The organism is Xanthomonas sp. LMG 12460 (assembly GCF_009192895.1).
In the GTDB taxonomy this organism is placed as follows: Bacteria; Pseudomonadota; Gammaproteobacteria; order Xanthomonadales; family Xanthomonadaceae; genus Xanthomonas_A; species Xanthomonas_A sontii.
Genome location: NZ_NKUH01000114.1, coordinates 1 through 1,980, shown reverse-complemented (window position 1 = coordinate 1,980; position 1,980 = coordinate 1). Strand labels below are relative to the sequence as shown.

1 protein-coding gene and 1 pseudogene are annotated in these 1,980 nt (G+C 67.9%); both read left to right on the top strand.

Translation table 11 applies throughout. The annotated features are described in order from the left end of the window. A pseudogene (locus CEK66_RS18835) lies at window positions 1–760 on the top strand (methyl-accepting chemotaxis protein); the annotation flags it as partial. Between the two features lie 81 nt (window positions 761–841). After that, a partial coding sequence (locus CEK66_RS18830) for a CHASE3 domain-containing protein (RefSeq protein ID WP_152237921.1) occupies window positions 842–1,980 on the top strand: 1,139 nt, incomplete at its 3' end.

The window sequence follows — 1,980 nt, the reverse complement described above, 5'->3', positions numbered from 1 at the left end:
CCGCGCCGCGCTGTAGCAGGAGACCGCATCCATCACACAGACCACCGAGAACTCCAAGGGCGCCTACGGCATGGCGGCCAAAGCCGCGCGCGAAGCCAACGAAGGCGACGCTGCGGTGCGCTCGACGGTGGCGGCGATGAAGCAGATCGCGCACAAGATCGGCATCATCGACGACATCGCCTACCAGACCAACCTGCTGGCATTGAACGCGGCGATCGAGGCCGCGCGCGCCGGCGAGCACGGCAAGGGCTTTGCGGTGGTGGCCGCGGAAGTGCGCAAGCTGGCCGAGCGCAGCCAGGTGGCCGCGCAGGAGATCGGCGAGGTCGCCGGTTCCAGCGTGGAACTGGCGGAGAAGGCCGGTCAGCTGCTCGAGACCATCGTGCCCAGCATCAAGAAGACCTCGGACCTGGTGCAGGAGATCGCTGCCGCCTCGCAGGAACAATCGTCCGGCGTCGCCCAGATCAATGCGGCGGTGGTGCAGCTGAGCCAGATCACCCAGCAGAACGCGACCGCCTCCGAAGAGCTGGCGGCCACCGCCGAATCGATGAGCACGCAGGCCGTGCAGTTGCAGGACAGCATGGCGTTCTTCCAGTTGTCCGCCGGCACGCGCCGCGCCACGCACGCGCTGGACGACGGCGAGGCGGTGGCGCCGCTGCGTGCGGCTGGCTCGCGCTGGGCGCCGCGTGCGCCATCCGTCGCCGCGCGCCGTTCCGTTGCAGGCAATCGCGACCGCAGCGAAGCGCTGCTGGGCCGCGTCTGATCCATTCCCTGGCGGCGCCTGCCGCGCCGCCAGTTCCGTGTCGCTGTCGTTGTCACAACTGCCCATTGTCGGGAGAGTGCCGTGCTGAAGAATCTCAAAATCGCAACCAAGCTCTACGGCGGCTTCGCCGTGGTCCTGTGCATCCTGCTGGCCCTGGCCGGCGTGGCCTACTTCAACGTGTCCGCGTTGTCGCAGGCCAATTACTGGAACACCCACACCTACAAGGTGATCGCCGAAGTCGATGCCGCGCTCAGCAGCCTGATCAACATCGAGACCGGCACGCGCGGCTTCTCGCTGACCGGCGAGGACGCGTTCCTGCAGCCCTACCGCGACGGCGTCGCCAGCTTCGAAAGCCACCTGCGCACGGCGCAGGAGCTGACCGCCGACAACCCCAAGCAGCAGGAGCGCCTGAACGCGCTGAAGCAGACCCAGGCGCAATGGCTCAGCCAGGCGGTGCATCCGCAGATCGCGCTGCGCAAGAACGTCAACGATGGCCAGGCGACGATGGAGGCGCTGAGCGCTGCGGTGCGTGCTTCCAAGGGCAAGGCCTACATGGACGCGATGCGCGATCGCATGGCCGAAGTGCGTCGCGCCGAGAGCGAGTTGCTCGCTGCGCGCGCCACCGAGGCCGAGCAGTTGCAGCAGCGCACCAACCTGACCCTGATCGTCGGCAGTCTGGTCGCGGCACTGTGTGCCTCGTTGATCGGTTTCCTGATCGCGCGGTCGCTGATGAGCGAACTTGGCGGTGAGCCGAGCACGGTGATGGAAGTGGCCTCGCGAATCGCGCGCGGCGATCTCACCGTGCAGGTGCCGACCCGCCCCAACGACAGCACCAGCGCGATGGTGGCGCTGCAGGCGATGGTCGAGCGACTGGCGGAGGTGGTGGGCGAGGTCAATGCCAGCGCGCAGTCGCTGGCCGGTTCCTCCGAGGAAGTCAGCGCCACCGCGCAGTCGCTGAGCCAGGCTGCCACCGAGCAGGCCGCCGGCGTGGAGGAGACCAGCGCCTCGCTGGAGCAGATGACCGCGTCCATCGCGCAGAACACCGACAACGCCAAGGTCACCGAGGGCATGTCGGCGCAGGCGGCCAAGGAAGCGGTGGAGGGCGGCGACGCGGTGCTGGCGTCCACCCAGGCGATGAAGCAGATCGCGCAGAAGATCGGCATCATCGACGACATCGCCTATCAGACCAACCTGCTGGCGCTGAACGCGGCGATCGAGGC